Raw genomic sequence first — 2,404 nt, 5'->3', positions numbered from 1 at the left:
TCAGTAAACCACGACGCTTCTGATCGATTTGCCCTCATGCATGAGATCGAAACCCTTGTTGATGTCCTCGAGCTTGAGCGTGTGGGTGATCATCGGGTCGATTTGGATCTTGCCGTCCATGTACCAGTCGACGATCTTCGGCACATCGGTGCGGCCGCGCGCGCCGCCGAAGGCGGTGCCCATCCAGGTGCGGCCGGTGACCAGCTGGAACGGCCTGGTCGAGATCTCCTGGCCGGCGCCGGCAACGCCGATGACCACCGACTTGCCCCAGCCGCGATGCGAGGCTTCGAGCGCCTGACGCATGACCTTGGTGCTGCCCGTGCAGTCGAATGTGTAGTCGGCGCCGCCGATCTGGTCGGCGCCACGCTTGGTCATGTTGACGAGGTAGGGCACGACATCGCCGTCGATCTCCTTCGGATTGACGAAATGCGTCATGCCGAAGCGCTCGCCCCACTCCTTCTTGTCGTTGTTCAAATCGACGCCGATGATCATGTCGGCGCCGGCAAGCTTCAGGCCCTGGATGACATTGAGGCCGATGCCGCCGAGGCCGAAGACGACCGCGGTGGCGCCGATCTCGACCTTGGCGGTGTTGATCACGGCACCGATGCCGGTGGTGACGCCGCAGCCGATGTAGCAGATCTTGTCGAAGGGCGCGTCGGGATTGACCTTGGCCAGTGCGATCTCGGGCAGCACGGTGAAGTTGGAGAAGGTCGAGCAGCCCATATAGTGAAAGATCTTGTCCTTGCCGATCGAGAAGCGCGACGAACCATCGGGCATGAGGCCCTGGCCCTGCGTGGCGCGGATCGCCGTGCAGAGGTTCGTCTTTCTCGACAGGCAGGACGGGCACTGCCGGCATTCGGGCGTATAGAGCGGGATGACGTGGTCGCCCTTCTTGAGCGAGGTGACACCCTTGCCGACATCGACGACGACGCCGGCGCCCTCATGGCCGAGGATGGCCGGAAACAGACCTTCCGGATCGGCGCCCGACAGTGTGAATTCGTCGGTGTGGCAAATGCCTGTCGCCTTGATCTCGACCAGCACTTCGCCCTCGCGCGGGCCCTCGAGGTCGACCTCCATGATCTCCAGCGGCTTTCCGGCGGCGACAGCGACAGCGGCGCGGGTTTTCATTCTTTTTCTCTCCCAAATCTCTATTTTGCCGGGCCAGAACGCGGCGCTTATGATCAGACTATGCGGCGATCTTGCCGGGGCCGGCGGGAAACACACCCGACATGACGGTGAAGCCCTTGATGCGCTTGACACGGTCGCACCAGCGCCGAATAGCCGGATAGTCCTGGCGCGGAACACCGCCTTCCTCCGACAGGATGATGTAAGGAAAACAGGCGATGTCGGCGATGGTCGGGTGACTGGCCGAACAGATCCAGTTGCGGCCCTGCTGTTCGCCGAACCACAGATGCTCGTCGAGGATACGGAAAAGGCGATGCGCGCCGGCACGCGCGGCATCGATATCGAAGTCATAAAACAGCGCATCGTGCAGGCGGGCGGCCGACGCCGTCGAAGTGATACCGTCTGCAAAGGCCAGCCACTGGCTGATCTCGCCCAGCAGAGCGGGATTGTCCCGCGGATACCAGGTGCCCGACGGATCGTATTTCGAGGCGAGATAGACAAGGATCGCTTGGGCATCGCGCAAGATCAGCTCTTCATCCTCGATGACCGGCAGCTGGCCAAGCGGATTGAGTTTCAGGAACCATTCCGACTTGTGTTCGCGGCCGGGGTAGAAGTCGACCGGCACGGTCTTGTAGTCGATGCCGAGAAAACTCATCAGCAGCCGCAGCTTGTAGCAATTGCCCGACAGTTCGTAGTCGTAAAGCGTGATCATCGGCAGCTCCTAAAGCAATTCCAGGAAATGTGTGTAACGGTTTTCCGTCCGGAATTGCGTAAAACAAACAGTTAGATGTCCAGCACGAGGCGTGCCGATTTGGCGCGCGAAACGCAGGTCATGATCTTGGTTCCGGCCTTCCTCTCGGCATCGTTGAGGTAGACGTCCTGATGGTCCGGTTCGCCCTCGATCACCGTCGCCACGCAAGTGCCGCAGGCGCCTTGCTCGCAAGACGACGGAACATCGATGCCGCTTTCGCGCATGACCTGCATGATCGTCTTGCCCGCCGGCACCTGAAGCGTGACGCAGGAGCGCGCCAGCGCGACCTCGAAGCTCGAACTGTCGTCGATCTTGTTGGTGTTCTTGAAGTACTCGAAATGGACGGCGCTATCCGGCCAGCCCTGCTCGGCCGCGATCTTGCGCGCGGCTTCCAGCATCGGTCCCGGGCCGCAGATGTAGAGATGCATGCCATTGCGATGACCGGCGAGGAGTTGTCGAAGCTCGGCGCCGGTCGCGTCGGGCGAGAGGCCGAGATGCGGCTTCAGCGCATCGCCGAGATGCTTCAGC

The 2,404-nt window shown here is 61.6% G+C and carries 3 protein-coding genes; all 3 read right to left on the bottom strand.

The window, feature by feature from the left end:
- Positions 1 to 1,128 (bottom strand): S-(hydroxymethyl)glutathione dehydrogenase/class III alcohol dehydrogenase, encoded by a 1,128-nt coding sequence (locus EN932_RS34080; protein ID WP_063172038.1) that lies wholly within the window; start codon positions 1,126 to 1,128, stop codon positions 1 to 3.
- Between the two features lie 58 nt (positions 1,129 to 1,186).
- Entirely contained in the window at positions 1,187 to 1,837 is a 651-nt protein-coding gene (locus EN932_RS34075; protein ID WP_063168879.1) for a glutathione S-transferase, read from the bottom strand.
- A gap of 71 nt (positions 1,838 to 1,908) precedes the next feature.
- Positions 1,909 to 2,404: 2Fe-2S iron-sulfur cluster-binding protein (locus EN932_RS34070; RefSeq protein ID WP_128369437.1), on the bottom strand; the 496-nt coding region annotated here is incomplete at its 5' end.

Origin of the sequence: Mesorhizobium sp. M7A.F.Ca.US.002.01.1.1 (assembly GCF_004022955.1) — a bacterium.
Classification (GTDB): domain Bacteria; phylum Pseudomonadota; class Alphaproteobacteria; order Rhizobiales; family Rhizobiaceae; genus Mesorhizobium; species Mesorhizobium ciceri.
Note: the sequence above shows the minus strand (reverse complement) of the source record. Positions and strands in the feature narration are given on the sequence as shown.